The organism is Pandoraea communis (assembly GCF_902459745.1).
Lineage (GTDB): Bacteria > Pseudomonadota > Gammaproteobacteria > Burkholderiales > Burkholderiaceae > Pandoraea > Pandoraea communis.
Genome location: NZ_CABPSJ010000001.1, coordinates 95,352 through 112,083, shown reverse-complemented (window position 1 = coordinate 112,083; position 16,732 = coordinate 95,352). Strand labels below are relative to the sequence as shown.

The following is a 16,732-nucleotide window of genomic DNA, read 5'->3' as shown; positions in this document are numbered from 1 at the left end:
TCAAATCAACGTCGGCGGCGTCGCACGTTCAGTCGTGTGGGTTTTGCTCCACAACCGCCCGAACAGCGATTCGCCGCCGGGCGGGGGCGTGCGTGGCGTGTCGGCGTGTGCGGCATGGCGCACGACGAGCGCTGCAAGCGCCCGGGCGATCGCGCTGCGCCTGGCCACCCGTGCGATGGGCACGCCCTGGCTCATGGCGGCCGCCACGGCAGCGCCGTCCTCAGGCAGAACCGCCAGTGCTGGCATGCCAAGCGCACGCTCGAGTTCCTTGTGCGTCACGCTGTCGTGCCGGTTCGACCGGTTGACGAGGTAGCCGACCTTGTCCATCGGTACGCCGAGCCTGCGCAGCAGATCGAACAGGCGGCAGGCGGCGCGCAGGAACGGCATGCTCGCGCGCAGCACCACGTACACGCGCTCACTGCGTTGCAAAGCCCAGGTCACGCTTACGTTGACGGTGCGGCCCGCGTCGAACACGACGAGGTCGTAGCGTTGCGCAGCGGCAGCAAGAATGCGCTTGAGGCTCTCCTCGGTCACGTCGAGACTGGCCACGGGGTCGCCCGCGCCGGCCAGGGCGTCGAAGCCGTCTTCGACGCGGGTGACGCAGCTATCGAGGAACGAGGCATCAATGCGCTCGGCTTGCGCGCAGACTTGGGGCAGCGTGGCCGGCGGTGCCTTGTCGGTGACGAGGAACGCGGCGTCGCCGAAATCGGGATCGAGGTCGACGAGCAGTACGCGCTCGCCGGTTTGTGCGGCGTGCCCGCGCGCGAAGTTGGCGGCGAGAAAACTCGTGCCGGCCCCGCCCTTGCACGACATGAACGCGATCGACGGCAGCGGGCGGGGGGCATCCTGCCCATGCTGCGACTGCACGCGGGCAAGCGCATCGTCAAGGCCGTGCTGCTCGAGCGGCCAGGGCAGCACGTCGCGCGCGCCAGCGCGCATCGCGGCGATGAGCAGTGCCGGCGTGGCCTCGTGCATCACCAGGATGCATACGAGCTTCGGCCATTGCTGGCACATGACCTGCACATCGCACAGTTCGCCTTGCTGGGTGCCTGGCAGGTCGACCACGGCAGCGTCGAAGTCTTCCAGCCGAACGTCGGCGTTGAGCAGTTGCGCGGGTGTCGCGGCCAGCGTTGCGACATCGTATTCGGGATGATCGCGCACGAGCCTGGCGAGCAATGCGAGGCGCTCGGGGGCATGTGATGCAAGCAGGACTTTCAACATGATGGCCTCTGGGTTCGTTGTCGATTGGGTTGTGGATATGGCCGCTTAGCTGCAAACGTTGTTGCCCGTCGCGCTGGAGAGGCTCTCGCGCGGCAGCGTCGTGGCGAACGCCGGCAGCGGCAGGCTCAGGGGCACGAAGGGAATGAAGGTCTTGAAGGTCAGTCCCGTGTAGCTCACGGTCACCAGCGTGCATGACGTGGCGTCGCAGCCGGCCGGCACGTAGCTGATCTGGATGTTCGCGTCGGCGAGCTGCGGCATGAGGCTCGTCATGCGGTTCTTGACCGCCGCGGCATTCACGTCGCACACGACCGCCACGCGTGCACCGAGGCGTGCCGCCTCGACGGCCGTATTCCAATAGAACAGGATGCGCGCGAACTCCATGATGCCGATCAGCAGCGTGAAGAACAGCGCCGCCACCAGCGCGAACTCGACCATGGCCGCACCGCGCTGGCGACGGCGTCCGGCACAGGTGCAATGGAAATGGGCGGGTTTCATAGCACTTGCCTCATGACGGTCGCGATGTTGCCGAACACCAGACCTGTGACGTCCAGGATCGCCTGGATCGGCGTGTACTGGTAGTTGACGATCTTCACCGCGACGAGGTTGATGGTGCCGACCGAGCTGCCGGTGGCCCCGTTGTTGTCGGTGGTGTCGTATACCGTGTAGTTGCCATACACGAGGTCCTGGCAGTTGGCGTCCGTCGGGTTGCTGCGGTCGCAGATCACGACGTTGGCGGTACTCAGGTTCGGTGCCAGGACCGTGCCCGAACAATCCGTGGTGCCATACACTGTCAGGCACTTGGCGGCGCCGATCGGATAGGTCGGATCCGACGGCGAATACTCCGACAGGTAGCGCGCGGCATTGCGCGAGGCCTTGGTTAGCGTGTCGTATTCGTAGAGCGCATGCCCCATCTCGACCATGCCGCCGAACAGGATCAGGAGCACCGGCAGCAGCAGTCCGAACTCGACTGCCACGGCACCGGTCTGGTGGTGAAGGGGGCGGCGGGAGGTGCGGCGCGCTTGCGCGGGATGGGTCATGATGGTCTCCGGTCCTATTGCACGAGCACCGGCACGAGCGGCCCGACCGACGTCGACGGCCCCGGCGTACCCTGCGTCGCGCAGGGACTGTCCGGGTCGCTGGCCAGGCCGCGGTACTCGAGATGGACCGCGTTGATGTCGCCGCCCTGCTGCATCGGGTCGAGCATCAGCACGCAGGCCCACTTGGTGACAGGCGCCCCGGTGGACGATGCGACTTTGCTGCAGTCGACCATCGGCGCGATCGGCAAGCGGCGGTCGGCGCCGCTCCTGTAGACTGCGCCGGCCGCTGCAGTACCGCTGAGCTTCATGCCGGGGATGTTCTGGTACGGCGTGTAGCTCTTGCGCTGGTTGACGAAATCGCTGTAGGCGTTGGCGCCCGCCGCCCAGGTCGAACCCGTGTACGCGTAGCCCGTGAAATCGGTCACCGAGCTGCCGTCGCCGGGTGGCGTGCCGTTCTTGTAGATGCCGAAGCGCGTGTTGTACGCATCGTCGAGCGACGACTTGTTGCCGGGCGTGCCGATGTTGGTGCCGATGGCAGGCAGATTGCACTGGCCGCTGCCGGTCAATTGCCCGGCCAGGTTCGGTGTGCCGCTGTTGCCGGTGCCGTTCAGGTTGGCCCAGCCGAAGTCGCCCTGGTTGTAGGTGCCGGTGCGGCTGTCGCCCTTACCCTGCAGCCACTGGCCCTGGAGGTAACTGGCCGCCGGCGAGAACTTCGACGGGTCGCAGATGAACACGGGAATGGCGCAGGAGGTCTGCGCGGAGGTGGTGCTCGCCACCGCCCGCGCCGAGACCGAACTCGGGCCGATGTTGATGCCCGGCAAGACGTTGAGCACGCTGATGAGCCATGGCACGATGCCACTTATCGAGGTGGTGCACTGTACGTACTTGATCGTATTGATGTTGCCGGTCACGTTGTCCTTGGTCAGAAACGGGCCGCTCGACGAGGCGCTGTAGGTGACACTGCTGTTGACGTTCATGCTGACGTTGGCCGACTGGAACAGGGCGCGGTTGGCATAGCCCGCAGCGATGCCGGCGGCCTCGGAGACCGTCAGCGCCGTGGCGCCCGTGAGGTCGCGTGCGGCGGACAGTGCACAGGCGTCGGCACTGTTCTGCAGTTCGCTGCGCGCGACGTAGAGCTTGCCCAGGTCGAGTGCCAGACCGGCGAAGCCGATCAGCACCGCCAGCACAAGCGCCACCACGATGGTGATCGCGCCGTCTTCGCGCCGTGGTTTGGCGGCGCGCGAGCGTTGGGGATTCACAGAGTTACGCATTGCGGTTTGCCTCCTTGGGTCGGAGTCTGTCAATGCACTACTGATTCATGCCCGAGCCGCCGCTCGGCGCAAGCGGCGCACCGCCCTGACTGACACCGATCACGTACGGGTTGGAATTCGGCGCGGGCGAGCGCATCGCCTTGTCGTAGCTGTTCAGCGCCGAGACGGCCGCCTTGCCGTCGGTGCTCATGGGCCCGGCGTCGTCCGGCGGGCCGGGATGAATGATCTGTGCCTTCATGACCTTGTGCATGGCCTCGCCCATGTGGGCGTCCCAGATCGGCGACGAACTCATGCAGGCCGCCAGCGGCAGGCAGGCTGCGCACAGCGACGCAAGGGCACCGGCGCGGGACAGGATAGCGGTAAGCGTTTTCATGGCAGTTCCCCCGAAACACGAGAGTCAATGGAGATAGGGCGAGCCCGCATCGGCGAACGCGGGCAAGGACGGCGCTTGGGTGTGCGCTTCAGTACGCACCGCGCGAAGTGCTGCCGGTGCCGGCACCGATGCCGGTGCCGCCCCGGGTGCCGCTGCCGTCGCAGCAGGCGTCCCTGGCGCAGCACCGGTCGATGACGTTGGCGCGTTGGCCGGGTTGGGCGTGCTCGACGGCGCCGACGACGAGGGACGCGCCGGTTGCGGGCCGGGTGCTGCGGCGGGCTGCGGCGCAGGTGCGTTGGGGGCCGACGGTGCAGACTTCTGGCCGCGGCCTTCCATGTTGCCCGTGGCGTAGATGTCGATGGCGCTGGGCGTGGTGAAGCTGTCGGTCGGCATCGGCAGCTCCGCGGCGGCCGTTTGCAGCGGCTTGACAAGGTGCGGGGTGATGATGAACACAAGCTCCGTCAGGTCGTTCTGGAACGACGTGCTGCGCATGAGTGTGCCGAGCACCGGCACTTCGCCCAGGCCCGGGAACGCCTTGAGCGCGCCGGAGATGTTGTTCTTGACCAGGCCGCCGATGGCAAACGTCTCGCCGTCGCGCATCTGCACCGTGGTCGAGGCGCGCCGCGTGGTGATCAGCGGCAGGATGTTCACGCCGTTGATGTTGGTCGCCGTGAGCGTGACACCGGTGGGCGAGAGTTCCGAGACCTCGGGCGCGACGCGCAGATTGATGCGTCCACCGTCGAGCACGGTTGGCAGGAACTTGAGCGCAACGCCGAACTCCTCCTGCTGCAGCGTGATGACCGTGGTCGAGCCATTGGATTGCGGCACCGGGATGAAGATCTTGCCGCCCGACAGGAAGCTCGCTTCCTGCCCCGAGAGCGTGACGAGGTTCGGCTCGGCGAGGATTTTCACGAGGTTGTCGGTCTTCTGCGCGTCGAGCGAGAGCTGCAGCGGCAGCCGGTTCGCCTTGGATGCCGTTAGCGCCGTGGCCGCGCCCGAGAGCAGGTTGCTGACCAGTGCGCCGGTCCATGTGCCGAAGCCGCCCTGCAGGTTCAGGGCCGAGCCGAGCTGGTTGATGAGTGTCTTGGACACTTCGGCGACCTTGACCTCGAGCATGACCTGCTGCGGGGTGTCGACCGACATCATGTTGAGCACCGTGCCGTCGGCGTTGCCGCGCTTGGCGTACGCTTTGGCGATCTCCACGGCCTGCTGCGCGGCTATCGCGCTCGATACCCGCCCGGCCAGAACGAGGTTGGCGCCCGCACTCGTCACGCGAATACCGTGCTCCTCGGGCATGAGTTGCGCAAGGGAGGTCTGCACGCCGCCGGCGTCGCCGTTGACCACCACGTTCACGATCTCGCAAGCGCCGCTGCGGCCCTGCACGATCATATTGGTGGTGCCCACCGACAGACCGAGCAGGTACATGGCGCGTGGCGAGACCATGGCGGCCTGCGCCACCGACGGATCGCCCAGCGTACGGTTGCGCACGGGCTCTTCAAGCTGCAGCACGGTGGACTTGCCGATCGGCACGACGACCGTGCGCTCGTTGCGCAACTCGCCCGTGCAGTTCGGTCCGCGCGTGCTGCCCGGCGCGGACGCCGCAGCGGCGTTGGCTGGCGGCGCGGATGGCGTCATGCTGATGGTCATCTGCATCGGTGCGCTGCCCTTTGCGGCCGAAGCGCCCGTCTTGCCCGGTGCGCCATTGGCGACAGCACCATATTCGACGGCGGTCTGCGCCCCGGCCGGCGCCGTCGCAGCCAGCATGCCGCAGGCGGCCACGGCCAGCGCGGCCCGCGTGAAGGCGTGAGTTCTACTCGATTGACGTGTCCTGTTCATGGCATTTCCCCGGCTGATCCTGTTCGTTCCGGCCGCGAGGCCTGGCTGCTGCGCAACCCCCTCGCGGCGTCTCATTGACGACTGGCTGTCGTGTCCTTGTTGTTGTTCACTTCGTGCGACGTGCTTAGAAGCACTCGACGCCGCCGTGCGCGCCGGTCAACACGCCAACGCAATCCCCCTGGCGTGCCGCCACGTGCGGCGCGGGCTTGCGCACCACAATGGTCTTGACGGCCGGCTTGACCGGTTCCGGGGCCGCCGGCACGTTGAGCAGCGTGTTCTTGGTGGCGCCGAGCGTGGCGAACTGTGCGCCGTCGACCTGGTTGCGCAGCACGAGCGAGAGCGTGCCCACACTGCGTGCGAGGTCCAGTTTCTCGGCCTGCTCGGGTGTGACCTCGAGCGTCACCGCGTTGACGACCTTCGGCTGAGTGTCGTCACGACTGACCTGTTGGGCCACGGCGAGCACGAGAATCTTCTCGAGCACGATCTTCGAGATGCTCTGCTCCGCGCTCTTCTTCTCGGCATCTGTTGTATTGACGATCACGTCGACGTAGTTGCCCGGCAGGGCAAAGCCCGCCACGCCGACGACGTCGTTCACGCGTACCGTGATCGCGCGCTTGCCTTCGCCGATGACGGCCGACAGCCCACCCTTGGTGCCTTGCGGCGCGAGCTTCGACTCGAGGATCGGCTCGCCGCGCTGCAGCCCCACGCGCGCCACGCGGCCCTGGAGGAGCTGCGCGTCGGCAAACGCGCCGGGAGGAATGCTGTCGGCCGGCCAGTTGACCACCTTCACGAACTCGGCGGTCAGCGGCTGGCCCAGGTTGACGTCGTTGGCGGCCACGGCCACGGTAGTCACCGAGGCCGAGGATTGACGCGAGAGCCATTGCGCGGCAAAGACCACCGACGCCAGCCCGGCCAACACGGCCACCAGCAGCATCGAGATTGCCTTCGGGTTTTTCATGATGTGCTCCTCAGTGACGATCGAATGGTTTGGCGTGGGCTGCGTCTTCGGTGCCCGTGCGCAGGGCCGGTTCCGGCGGAGTGCCGGCGCGGGCGGTGAGTCATGTCGAAATAGCGCCGCCACGCCTCGTCGAGCCGGTCGGCCGTGACGACTTTCGGATATTCCTTGTAGCGGCACTCGGCATCGACGAGCGCCAGCAGGTCGCGCGGATAGCACGCCATGAGCGGCGTGGCCGACCGGCCGTGCAGCGTGGACGCCAGGTAGGCGAAGGCACCCGCTTCGGCCGACATCCCGAAGCGATGGCATTCCGCGTCGAAGATGCGGCGGTATGCGGCAACGTCCACCGGGCCGACGAAGAGCTTGCAGCCCAGGCGGCGCAGGAACGCTTCGTCGCAGGCTTCCCAGGGATTGAGATTCGACGAGAACACGGTCCAGACGTCGAACGGCACGGTAAAGCGCCGTCCGGTATGCAGCGTGTAGACGTCGACGTTGCGATCGAGCGGCATGATCCAGCGGTTGGCCAGCGCCTGCGGCGATGCCAACTGGCGGCCGAAGTCGTCGATGATGTAGATGCCACCGTTGGCCTTCAGGTGCGGCGGCGCCTGATAGAAACCGGCGGCCGCGTCGAAGGACACTTCGAGCATGTCGAGCGTGAGTTCGCCGCCGGAGACCACGACTGGGCGCTTGCACCACTGCCAGCGGCGGTCGCGCACGCTGGGGGCCCCCGCCGCATCGATCCTGGCGCACACGGCGGCCAGTGTCTCGCCCTCGAGCGCCTCGTGGATCAGCGGGTCGAACACCTGGATGATCTCGCTGTCGACGCAGACCGCGAACGGCACTGGCACGAGCCCTTCGAGCAGCAGTCCGAGGCGCTCGGCCAGATAGGTTTTGCCGCTGCCTGCCGGGCCGAACAGCATGAGCGGACGCCCGGCGTTGAGCGACGAGGCGACCTCGTCGAGCAGGCGGGCGTCGAGTGTGGTGTCGCGAAAAATGTCCTTCACGAACGCGTGGTTGACATGTTGGTGCCGCACGGACACCGCGTGCACGGCCTGTATGTAATCTTCAAGCGTGACCGGGGCGGGCCCCGCGTAGCTGCAGCGCGCCATAGACTCGCGCGCACGGGCGGTGCCGGCGTCGGTCAGGCGCAGAGACACGTCGGCGTCGAGCGCGCCGCGATGCGTGATTTCCATCAGGCGCTCGCGCACCGCGAACGCTACGACCTCGTCGAGCACGCTAAGCGGCAGCTTGAGCACCGCCATCAGGTCGAGCATGCAGATCGAGCCGCGCTGAAGGCCCACTTTGCCGACCAGGTCGACGAGCAGCGCCAGCGGGATCCCGGTGTCGGCGACCGAGCGAATCGACTGCACGCCGGCACCATCACCCACGTGGCTGGCACCGTGGTTCCACGGCGTGGTGGCCGCCACGCTTGCCGAGTCCGTTTGCATACTTGTCATGGTCCGTTCCCCGTGTGAGCGCAATGGTGTGAATGCGTATGAGAATGAGCGTCCGAAGTCAGGCCTGCGCGAACAGCACGCCGATCGTGCCGAGCGCGATGGCCACGCCGTACGGCAGGGCACCGATCGGGCTGCGGACGGCCGCAGTGTTGAGCGCTGTAGCACTCGACTCAGCGGCCGATGAACTCGCCCCGTCGGCGCCGCCGGCATGCGGGACCTGCCATGCCTGACCGCGCAAGACGGCGCAGGCGCCCGCCAGCAGGTCGCGTGTCCGGCCCCGGTACATGGCAAGGGCCACGCTGCCGATGCCGCCAAGCACGAACGTCGCAAGCCCCGCGTCGAACGCCAGCGATGTGCCGAGCCAGGCGCCCGCGCCGGCCATTAGCTTGACGTCGCCGGCGGCCATGCCGCGCAGCAGATAGAACGGAAGCAGCATCGCGAATCCAGTCAGCCACCCGGCCAGCCAGGCCAGTGCCCCGGCCGCCAGGCCATGCGCGGCACACTGCGCGGGCAATGCCGCGAGCCAGCCGGCCAGCACCAGGCGGTTCGGGATGCGGCGCGCGCGCACGTCGCACACGGCCGCAGCGATGACCAGCGTTACGGCGCCGATGGCGATGTAATTCGGTGCGGCGACTGTGCTTGCATTCATCGCTGTGTCTCCTTCGTGTCCGTTCATTTCGCGTGGCTACTGTCTAAAAAGGGCAGCGGCCCCTCGAATCTTTGCCGGGGCGACGCGACTGCGCTGCCCCAGGCATCGCCTGTCGACAGCGAACCGGCCGGGCCGGCCCGCCATCACCAGGTGAAGCCGACCGCACGCTCAGGCGTTGGCCGAAGTCAACGCCGACCCGATCTTGCTGAACGTGGCGTTCAACTGCGTGCCGACCGTGGTCACGGCGGTGATGATCACCACGGCGATCAGTGCCGCGATCAGGCCGTACTCGACTGCGGTGACACCGCTTTCGTCCCGAAAAAAACGCTTGCTGAAAGTCAGAATGGCTTGCATGACAGACTCCTTCATGAGATTGCAGGGGCTATCTGCCGCAGGAGGCGGCAGATTCGGGATGCGACGTGGCGGCGCCGTTGGCGTGCCGCGACGCAAAGATGGGCTGGCCGCAGCGTGCGCAGCGGCGTGAAGCGAAAGGGGATGGCACCGGCTCTCGCGGCGCGATGGCGCGCGGCACCGGCAATGCCATGGAGAGGTTGCGCTCGGAACGCACGTCTGGCTGCTACACAGCGTCGTGCGTGCCCAGCGTATCTGGTCTGCGAATGTCTTGGTGTCGACATTTCATTCCCCCGGTCGGCCTGCCGTGCTCCTGTCGGATGCAGCGGCTAAGCCGTGTGGCCGTTCGATCATGCGAAACCCTCGTTTCGCTCGGACGGATCAGATGCGCGTGACGCAGTGTTGTTCTCGACCCGTCCGCCCCGTGACTTGGCGGCACGCCCCGGATCGAGCAAGAGGCGGGCCAGCTTCACGTGAAAAGCCGTGGGCATGCGGGTTTGGACGTGCCAGCCATCCCCGCCGGCAACGGCAAATCCGGCCGGGTGCGGAAAAACGTTTCAAAAATGAAACATCAGGCCGCGCGCCAGGTAATTTCAATCGGTCCGCGTATCGCCGCAGGCATCCGGTAAATCGATTTGATTTAAAAATTAATTCTGGATGTCTGATTTAATCAGGGAAAAGCCGTACCTGAGATTTAAAGGATTACCCTTGATTGGCATGCGTGCCGCCGGGGGTTTTCGCTGACAGGGTCTGCGCTGAGATTGCCTTCGCTTCCTTCGCCCATCGCGCTGCATAGGTTCGCCGGAGCCACCGCCAGATAACGACTTCAGGTGTGCAAAGGATATTGATGGAGAGTCGCTGCCGCTTTGCCGAAATCTTCAGGGTCGCAATGACCAGCTACGGCATGCAAACGTAGAAAAGCGTTGCGTCGGCAAATGAAGTAATCCGTAACATTTCTGAAACTAAGGAAAATTCTAGGGTGGAAAATTCAATTGATTTCGGATAAACACCTAGTCGATTAATTTCGGATAAACACCTAGTCAGTTGATTGAGGATAAACACCTAGTTGATTGATCTCGGATAAACACCTAGTCGATTAATTTCGGATAAACACCTAGTTGTATTTTTAAAAAGGTGTGCCAACAATGCTCTGCATGAGGTGCCGCCACGCAACGCGTCTATGCCGTCGGTGCGCCAAGACCGCCCTGGGGAATCGCGCCCGATCGCGATGGAACGTCGAGGCGGCAGCCACAACAATGATTCGGGGACCGGGACATGAAGACGAGCGACACGGGCGACGTCGTGCACGCGCGCCAACCGTCGGGGAACGAGCCGCGTCGTCTGGCGACACTCGTGCTCAGCGTGGCCGCCAGCGTGGTGGTGTTTGGCCCCGAGACGATCACGGGCTTCCTGCACGGCGTACAGAGTGCGCAGGCTGCCGCGAGCGCGGGGCAGGCCCATCGCTTTCGCATACCATCCGTTTTCATCATGGCGCATGCGCCGCTGTGGCTCGCTTGGGCCCTGCTCTCGGCCGCGTCGCTGATGAGTCCCTATGTCCATGACTACGATGTGGCATGGTTCGGAATCCTGATCGCCTGGCTGTGCGCGCACGGCCAGGCGCATGGCAACGGTGGCGATGGTGGCGGTGACAACATGTACGCGGTGTCGCCATGAACTGGCTGCAGATCAACCTGACTACGGTGGCACTCGCCGCCCTGGCGCTCGGCTGGCTCGGCATGGGCGTCGAGCTGGCGAGCCTCGCCATGCCGGGACTCGCTTGCCTGGCGCTGGCGTGCCTTTGGGCCGTCTACACGTGGTGCCGGCCCGATGCACGCATCGGTGCCGCGGCAGGCCACGTCATCGGCCTCATCGTCTTCACGCACGCGGCCGCCGCGCTCGACTACGCCGTGGTCGCCACCGGCGCACCGCTCGTCGATCAGGTGCTGGCCACCCTGGACGGGCGTCTCGGCTTCGACTGGACGGCGTGGCACGCCACCGTGCGCGGCTCGCGCATGCTCTCGCTCGTGTTGCCGCTCGCCTATGACAGCGGCATGCCACAGATCGCGCTGGTGGTCCTGCTGCTGTCGTTCACCGGACGCTTCGCCGAGCTGCGCCAGTTCGCCAACGCAATGACCGGCGCGTGCCTGGCGACCATCGCCATCTCGGGACTCATCCCTGCGGCCGGCGCCTTCGTCCATTTCGGGGGCTCGCCGGGCGAGCTGGCCACGCTGTCGCATTTTGCGCCGCTACGTGCCCACACCCTGACCGTAGTCGACCTGTCGGCCTTGCAGGGCCTGATCTCGATGCCGTCGTTCCATGCCGTCATGGCTGTGCTGCTCGCCTACGCGGTGCGCCGCTGCCGGGCGGCGTTCGCTGTGCTTGCACCGCTCAACGCGCTGGTACTGCTCTCGACGCTCAGCGAAGGCGGCCACTACCTCGTCGACGTGCTTGCCGGCATCGCCCTGGCTATCGTTGCCATCAAACTCGCGCGCCGGCATGGCGTCCCTTTGAAGACCCCCTCGCTGCCCACACCGGCGCTCGCGTCCGAGCCCGTGCATGAGCGGGGGCTTGCAGCCACGCGCCAAGTTTCCGGGGAAACATCATGAGCAAACCCATCCACATCAAGCGCTTGTCTCTCGTGGTGCCGTGCTTCAACGAAAGCGAGTCGCTCGACGCCTTCTTCGGCACCGTCGTGCCGATTCTCGAGGCGGTGCCCGACACGCGCTTTGAGATCGTGTGCGTGAACGACGGCAGTACCGACGACACGCTCGGGCGCCTCATCGCGCACCGCCGCCGCGACGCGCGCATCCGGGTGCTCGACCTCACGCGCAATTTCGGCAAGGAAGCCGCGCTCACGGCCGGCATCGACGAAGCGCGCGGCGACGCCGTGATCCCCATGGACGTCGACCTGCAGGATCCGCCGCAGTTGATTCCGAGGATGGTCGAGCTATGGCGTGACGGCGCCGAAGTCGTGCTCGCGCAGCGCAGCAGCCGCGTCTGCGACTCGTGGGCCAAGCGCGTCACGGCGGGCCTTTACTATCGTGTGCACAATCGGCTCTCTGACGTGAAGTTGCCGGAGAACGTGGGCGACTACCGCCTCATGGACCGGCGCGTGGTCGAGGCGCTCAAGCGTCTGCCCGAGCGGCACCGATTCATGAAGGGGTTGTTCGCGTGGGTCGGCTACCGCACCGCCGTGCTGCGCTACGAGCGGCAGCCGCGCTGCGCGGGGCAATCCAAGTTCTCTGGCTGGCGCCTGTGGAATTTCGCGCTCGAAGGCATCACGAGCTTCAGCTCGCTGCCGTTGCGCTGCTGGACCTACATCGGACTGTCAATCGCCTTCGCTGCCTTCTTCTATGGCTCGTTCATCGTCGGGCGCACGCTCGTGCTCGGCATCGACGTGCCCGGCTACGCCTCGCTGCTGAGCGCGCTGCTCTTCCTGGGCGGCCTTCAGCTCATCGGTATCGGCGTGGTCGGCGAATATGTCGGACGCATCTACGATGAGGCGAAGGGTCGGCCTGTCTACCTCTTGCGGCGCCGGTACGAGGACAGTGGCAAGGTCAGTCAGTTGCCGCTCCAGTCGCTGCAACCCGGCACACGGCGCGCCGAGAAGCTCCACAGGGTGTTGAGCAAATAGGGACTGCATGCGTACTTGCTTAGGACTGGACAGCGACGTTTCTCGCCGGCGACGTACCTTCAAGCGGCCCCTTCAATACGACGGCAGCGCCGCCACGGCCGGTGTCAGGTGCACGATCCGGTACACCAGCGCCGAGGCCAGCACGATCAGCACCAGCGCCCCCGCGCGCACTCGCCAGTCGTCACGCGCCGGGCGCACCGGTGCGGCGAGCCGCTTGTCGCCCACGAGCATCGGCTTGATCAGATCTTTCTTGCGCGCGATGCGATAGTAGAGAATCGCAAGCACATGCAGCGCCACCAGCGCCACCAGCACCCATTGGTTGCGCAGGTGCCAGCCGGTGAGCATGTCGCTCGTGTCCTTGTCGATGAATTTGACGAGCGGGCCGTCGTTGAAGATGTCGTCGTTCGAGAACAGGCCGAGCACGACCTGAATGCCGAAGAACAGCAGCATGGCGATGACCGACAGGCCGCCCAGCGGTGTGTGGCCTGCGAAGCGCGCGTCGGTGTCCGGGGCGCTGCGTAACGACCGGACGAACGCTCGCGGCCCGGTCATGAACGCGCTGAAGCGCGCATAGCGCGGCCCCGTGATGCCCCACACCAGCCGGAAGAGCAACAACGCGAGGACCGCGTAGCCGCACCAGAAGTGGTAGACCATCGCGTTGCCGCCGGTCTTGGCGGTGACGTAAGCGGCGACGGCGAGCACGACGAATGACCAGTGGAACAGACGTGTGGGCAGGTCCCAGATGCGGATCGGCTTCATTGATGTGACGTTTGGTAATTGACGAATTCCGCGAGATTACCGTAAGCCCGCTACGCCTGCACGTTCGGAGGTAAGCCGCGAGCCGAACCCAACGCGTCCCCACAACGGCGCATCGGACGAATCACGGGTGAAAAAAAACCGCCGGACATGCCGGCGGCTTTTCTGACTGACGATGCGTTGCGAGCCGGTCAGACGCGTGCGCCGAAGTTCGGGTCGTTGCGATCGGCGCCTTCTTCCTCGTCCTTGTTGCTGTGCTTGATAAGGTCTTCACGCTTCACGCCGAGCCACATCGCGAGTGCCGCGGCCACGAACACCGACGAGTAGATACCGAACAGAATACCCACGGTCAGGGCAAGTGCGAAGTAGTGCAGCGTCTGGCCGCCGAAGAAGAACATCGACAGCACCATCATTTCCGTGCTCGCGTGCGTGATGATCGTACGCGACATGGTCGTCGTGATGGCGTGGTCGATCACTTCCTGCACGGTCGCCTTGCGCATCTTGCGGAACGTCTCGCGAATCCGGTCGAAGATAACGACCGACTCGTTCACCGAGTAACCGAGCACGGCGAGCACCCCCGCGAGCACCGCCAGCGAGAACTCCCACTGGAAGTACGCGAAGAAGCCCAGAATGATCACCACGTCGTGCAAGTTGGCGATCACGCCGGCCACGGCGAATTTCCATTCGAAGCGGAACGACAGGTAGATGATGATGCCGACGACCACAAAGGTCAGGGCCAGCAAACCGTCCGTGAACAACTCGTGGCCGATCTGCGGACCGACAAATTCCACGCGACGCAACTGCACGTCGGGGGCGTCGGCCTTCAGCGCGGTCATCACCGCGTCGCTTTGCTGCGCGCTGGTGACCTGCTTGCCGTCCGAACCGGTCTGAATCGGCAGACGGACCATCACGTCGCGCGAGGTGCCGAAGCTCTGCACCTGCACGTCGCGATAGCCGAGCTTGCCGACTTCGCTACGGATCTTCTCGAGATCGGCCGCCTGCGTGTAGGCCACTTCCATGACCGTACCGCCGGTGAACTCGATCGACAGGTGCAGGCCCCGCGTGAGCAGGAAGAACACCGCCGCCACGAACGTGAGTGCCGAGATGATGTTGAAGATCAGGGCGTGCCGCATGAACGGCACGTCTTTCTTGATGCGGAAAAATTCCATGACTGTTTCCTCTCGCGCCTGCGGTTATTGCTCGCCTGCGTCGGGTGCGTTCGTCGCACCATCCGGGCGCCACACCTGACCGATCGCCAGCGTCTTGAGCTTGCGACGGCCGCCGTACCACAGGTTGACCAGACCGCGCGAGAAGAACACGGCCGAGAACATCGAGGTCAGGATACCCAGGCAGTGCACCACGGCGAACGCGCGCACCGGGCCCGAACCGAACGCCAGCAACGCCAGACCGGCGATGAGGGTCGTCACGTTCGAGTCCAGAATCGTTGCCCAGGCATGCTCGAAGCCCAGCGAAATCGCCTTCTGGGCCGACGCTCCCGCGCGCAGTTCTTCACGGATACGTTCGTTGATCAGCACGTTGGCGTCGATGGCCATACCGAGCGTAAGCGCGATAGCGGCAATGCCCGGCAGCGTGAGCGTGGCCTGCATCATCGAGAGCACGGCCACGAGCAGCAACAGGTTGAACAGCAGGGCGATCACCGAGAACACGCCGAACAGCATGTAGTACAGCATCATGAACACCGCGATGGCGATCAGGCCGTACATCACCGAGTCGACACCCTTTTGCACGTTATCTGCACCGAGGCTCGGGCCGATCGTACGTTCTTCGATGATTTCCATCGGGGCGGCGAGCGAACCGGCGCGCAACAGCAGCGCCAGATCGTTGGCGCCTTGCGCCGAGCCCATGCCGGTGATCTGGAAGCTCTGGCCCAGTTCGCTGCGGATGTTCGCCACCGTCAGCACTTCGCCCTTGCCCTTCTCGAACAGCACGATGGCCATCGGCTTGCCGATGTTGTCGCGCGAGACATCGCGCAACACACGGCCGCCTGCGGCGTCGAGCTTGATGTTGACCGACGGCTGTTGGTGATCGTCGAAGCCAGCCGAAGCGCTCGTGATGCGATCGCCGCTGAAGATCACCTGACGCTTGAGCATCACCGGTGCGCCATTGCCGTGCAGGAACAGTTCGTCCTGCGGCGGCACCGGCGTGTCGGCCGACACCAGACGCGGCGCATCCGGATCGGCCAGACGGGCTTCGAGCGTCGCCGTACGGCCGATGATGTCCTTCGCCTTGGCGGTGTCTTGCACGCCGGGCAACTGCACCACGATGCGATCCGGGCCTTCCTGCTGAATCACCGGTTCGGACACACCGAGTTCGTTCACCCGGTTATGCAGCGTGACGATGTTCTGCTTGACGGCGTTGTCCTGCACGGCGCGCCGTGCCGCTTCCGTGAACGCACCCACCACCTTGAACGTACCGTTCGGGCCGGCTTGCGTGGTGTAGGTGAGATCGGACAGACCATCGGTGAGGGCGGTGCGGGCACGGTCCGCGTCGTCCTGGCTGCTGAAGACGGCTTCGATACCGGTATCCGTGCGCGTCACGCCGTTATGGCGGATGTTCTTGTCGCGCAGCAGCGTCCGGGCATCGGCTGCGGCAGCATCCAGACGCTTGGTGATGGCGCCTGCCATGTCGACTTGCAGCAGGAAGTGGACCCCGCCGCGCAGGTCGAGGCCGAGGTACATCGGCAGCGCGTGGATTCGGGAGAGCCATGCCGGCGAGGCCGAGAGCAGGTTGAGCGCGACGACATAGGTCGGATCGGTCGGATCGGTGTTCAGCGACGACTGAAGCAGATCCTTGGCGCGAAGCTGCGTGTCGGTATCGGCGAAGCGAATGCGTACGCTCGGGTTGGCGCCCGTGTTATCGAACACGGCGCCGTTATAGACAATGTTCTGTGCCTTGAGCGCGTCTTCGGCGCGTGAAAGCGTCGAGGGATCGACCTTGACGGTCGCCTTGACGCTGGAAATCTGTACTGCCGGCGTTTCACCGAACAGGTTCGGCAGTGTATAGAGCACCCCGATGGCAAGTGCCACCAGAATGACGATGTATTTCCAGAGAGGATAGCGATTCATAGCAGCGGGCTAGGGTGATGCCTCGTGGCAAACCGTGCTTCGGACCGGCCGGCATGGCGACGTAGGTCGCCACGACCGGCGTCGCCATGCACTGCGGCCGCCAGTC

The 16,732-nt window shown here is 65.3% G+C and carries 16 protein-coding genes; 3 read left to right on the top strand and 13 right to left on the bottom strand.

The window, feature by feature from the left end:
• The 10 genes from PCO31110_RS00570 to PCO31110_RS00525 form a co-directional block, all read right to left on the bottom strand.
• Positions 1-1,221 (bottom strand): CpaE/TadZ family protein, encoded by a 1,221-nt coding sequence (locus PCO31110_RS00570; RefSeq protein ID WP_150689384.1) that lies wholly within the window; start codon positions 1,219-1,221, stop codon positions 1-3.
• Between the two features lie 45 nt (positions 1,222-1,266).
• On the bottom strand, positions 1,267-1,716 hold the full coding sequence (locus tag PCO31110_RS00565; RefSeq protein ID WP_150689383.1) for a TadE/TadG family type IV pilus assembly protein: 450 nt from the start codon (positions 1,714-1,716) through the stop codon (positions 1,267-1,269).
• The gene (locus PCO31110_RS00560) at positions 1,713-2,258 is read right to left on the bottom strand and encodes a TadE/TadG family type IV pilus assembly protein (RefSeq protein WP_010805712.1); all 546 of its coding nucleotides are present in this window, start codon (positions 2,256-2,258) and stop codon (positions 1,713-1,715) included. Before PCO31110_RS00560 ends, PCO31110_RS00565 begins: the two co-directional genes overlap by 4 nt.
• A gap of 14 nt (positions 2,259-2,272) precedes the next feature.
• Positions 2,273-3,529: a pilus assembly protein TadG-related protein gene (locus PCO31110_RS00555; protein ID WP_150689382.1), complete on the bottom strand. Its 1,257-nt coding sequence runs from the start codon at positions 3,527-3,529 to the stop codon at positions 2,273-2,275.
• Positions 3,530-3,566: 37 nt separating this feature from the next.
• Complete coding sequence (locus PCO31110_RS00550) at positions 3,567-3,902, bottom strand: hypothetical protein (RefSeq protein WP_010805714.1); 336 nt, start codon at positions 3,900-3,902, stop codon at positions 3,567-3,569.
• A 24-nt stretch (positions 3,903-3,926) separates the two neighbouring features.
• Positions 3,927-5,738, bottom strand: a complete 1,812-nt coding sequence (locus PCO31110_RS00545; RefSeq protein ID WP_150689381.1) for a type II and III secretion system protein family protein — start codon at positions 5,736-5,738, stop codon at positions 3,927-3,929.
• 124 nt (positions 5,739-5,862) lie between these two features.
• Positions 5,863-6,696, bottom strand: coding sequence for a Flp pilus assembly protein CpaB (gene cpaB / locus PCO31110_RS00540; RefSeq protein ID WP_150689380.1), 834 nt, complete (start codon positions 6,694-6,696; stop codon positions 5,863-5,865).
• A complete protein-coding gene (locus PCO31110_RS00535) occupies positions 6,693-8,120 on the bottom strand; it encodes a DUF8689 domain-containing protein (protein ID WP_150689379.1) in 1,428 nt (475 codons plus the stop codon). Before PCO31110_RS00535 ends, cpaB begins: the two co-directional genes overlap by 4 nt.
• An 88-nt stretch (positions 8,121-8,208) precedes the next feature.
• The gene (locus PCO31110_RS00530; protein WP_150689378.1) at positions 8,209-8,799 is read right to left on the bottom strand and encodes an A24 family peptidase; all 591 of its coding nucleotides are present in this window, start codon (positions 8,797-8,799) and stop codon (positions 8,209-8,211) included.
• A 168-nt stretch (positions 8,800-8,967) separates the two neighbouring features.
• Positions 8,968-9,153: a Flp family type IVb pilin gene (locus PCO31110_RS00525; protein WP_010805719.1), complete on the bottom strand. Its 186-nt coding sequence runs from the start codon at positions 9,151-9,153 to the stop codon at positions 8,968-8,970.
• 1,272 nt (positions 9,154-10,425) lie between these two features.
• Here PCO31110_RS00525 and PCO31110_RS00520 point away from each other — a divergent pair.
• Genes PCO31110_RS00520 through PCO31110_RS00510 form a run of 3 tightly spaced genes read left to right on the top strand, consistent with a single transcriptional unit; the run spans position 10,426 to position 12,784 of the window.
• Complete coding sequence (locus PCO31110_RS00520) at positions 10,426-10,824, top strand: hypothetical protein (RefSeq protein ID WP_150689377.1); 399 nt, start codon at positions 10,426-10,428, stop codon at positions 10,822-10,824.
• Positions 10,821-11,756, top strand: coding sequence for a phosphatase PAP2 family protein (locus tag PCO31110_RS00515; protein WP_150689376.1), 936 nt, complete (start codon positions 10,821-10,823; stop codon positions 11,754-11,756). Before PCO31110_RS00520 ends, PCO31110_RS00515 begins: the two co-directional genes overlap by 4 nt.
• Entirely contained in the window at positions 11,753-12,784 is a 1,032-nt protein-coding gene (locus PCO31110_RS00510) for a glycosyltransferase family 2 protein (protein WP_150689375.1), read from the top strand. The genes PCO31110_RS00515 and PCO31110_RS00510 overlap by 4 nt, the downstream gene beginning before the upstream one ends.
• 72 nt (positions 12,785-12,856) lie before the next feature.
• Here the strand turns inward: PCO31110_RS00510 and PCO31110_RS00505 are convergent, their stop codons facing one another.
• From PCO31110_RS00505 to secD, 3 genes are all read right to left on the bottom strand, one after another.
• A complete protein-coding gene (locus PCO31110_RS00505) occupies positions 12,857-13,543 on the bottom strand; it encodes a cytochrome b/b6 domain-containing protein (RefSeq protein WP_150689374.1) in 687 nt (228 codons plus the stop codon).
• Between the two features lie 188 nt (positions 13,544-13,731).
• Positions 13,732-14,709, bottom strand: coding sequence for a protein translocase subunit SecF (gene secF, locus PCO31110_RS00500; protein ID WP_010805724.1), 978 nt, complete (start codon positions 14,707-14,709; stop codon positions 13,732-13,734).
• Between the two features lie 24 nt (positions 14,710-14,733).
• Positions 14,734-16,626: a protein translocase subunit SecD gene (gene secD / locus PCO31110_RS00495; RefSeq protein WP_010805725.1), complete on the bottom strand. Its 1,893-nt coding sequence runs from the start codon at positions 16,624-16,626 to the stop codon at positions 14,734-14,736.
• Positions 16,627-16,732: the final 106 nt, after the last annotated feature.

Bases quoted from the DNA above. Each gene is read 5' to 3' on its own strand.
- PCO31110_RS00570 (WP_150689384.1), bottom strand. From the start codon at position 1,221: ATGTTGAAAGTCCTGCTTGCATCACATGCCCCCGAGCGCCTCGCATTG.
- PCO31110_RS00520 (WP_150689377.1), top strand. From the start codon at position 10,426: ATGAAGACGAGCGACACGGGCGACGTCGTGCACGCGCGCCAACCGTCG.
- PCO31110_RS00565 (WP_150689383.1), bottom strand. From the start codon at position 1,716: ATGAAACCCGCCCATTTCCATTGCACCTGTGCCGGACGCCGTCGCCAG.
- secF (WP_010805724.1), bottom strand. From the start codon at position 14,709: ATGGAATTTTTCCGCATCAAGAAAGACGTGCCGTTCATGCGGCACGCC.
- cpaB (WP_150689380.1), bottom strand. From the start codon at position 6,696: ATGAAAAACCCGAAGGCAATCTCGATGCTGCTGGTGGCCGTGTTGGCC.
- PCO31110_RS00545 (WP_150689381.1), bottom strand. From the start codon at position 5,738: ATGAACAGGACACGTCAATCGAGTAGAACTCACGCCTTCACGCGGGCC.
- PCO31110_RS00515 (WP_150689376.1), top strand. From the start codon at position 10,821: ATGAACTGGCTGCAGATCAACCTGACTACGGTGGCACTCGCCGCCCTG.
- secD (WP_010805725.1), bottom strand. From the start codon at position 16,626: ATGAATCGCTATCCTCTCTGGAAATACATCGTCATTCTGGTGGCACTT.
- PCO31110_RS00550 (WP_010805714.1), bottom strand. From the start codon at position 3,902: ATGAAAACGCTTACCGCTATCCTGTCCCGCGCCGGTGCCCTTGCGTCG.
- PCO31110_RS00530 (WP_150689378.1), bottom strand. From the start codon at position 8,799: ATGAATGCAAGCACAGTCGCCGCACCGAATTACATCGCCATCGGCGCC.
- PCO31110_RS00510 (WP_150689375.1), top strand. From the start codon at position 11,753: ATGAGCAAACCCATCCACATCAAGCGCTTGTCTCTCGTGGTGCCGTGC.
- PCO31110_RS00525 (WP_010805719.1), bottom strand. From the start codon at position 9,153: ATGCAAGCCATTCTGACTTTCAGCAAGCGTTTTTTTCGGGACGAAAGC.
- PCO31110_RS00505 (WP_150689374.1), bottom strand. From the start codon at position 13,543: ATGAAGCCGATCCGCATCTGGGACCTGCCCACACGTCTGTTCCACTGG.
- PCO31110_RS00560 (WP_010805712.1), bottom strand. From the start codon at position 2,258: ATGACCCATCCCGCGCAAGCGCGCCGCACCTCCCGCCGCCCCCTTCAC.
- PCO31110_RS00555 (WP_150689382.1), bottom strand. From the start codon at position 3,529: ATGCGTAACTCTGTGAATCCCCAACGCTCGCGCGCCGCCAAACCACGG.